Raw genomic sequence first — 217 nt, forward strand, 5'->3', positions numbered from 1 at the left:
GGCTAACCATTCATCGACTAATGTTGAAAGTATTGTTGGAAATAAGCCTTTGGTAGATTCTAAAGATGGTTTATCTTTATATGGTGGTTTTGATCGAACTTATGCAGCTAGTACAGGTTCTGATGGTATTCCTTTGGAGACTATAAAGAAATTTAGTACTCTAACAGAAGAAGAATTTAACAAAAGATTAGAGGCTTTGAAAGAACAATGGAGAAGC

General features: G+C 34.1%; 1 protein-coding gene. It reads left to right on the forward strand.

Features of this window, described 5'->3' with window-relative positions:
- The coding region (locus ADH54_RS12065; RefSeq protein ID WP_049524600.1) for a hypothetical protein at positions 1–217 on the forward strand (217 nt) is incomplete at both ends.

Source organism: Streptococcus pseudopneumoniae, assembly GCF_001072315.1.
Classification (GTDB): Bacteria; Bacillota; Bacilli; order Lactobacillales; family Streptococcaceae; genus Streptococcus; species Streptococcus pseudopneumoniae_R.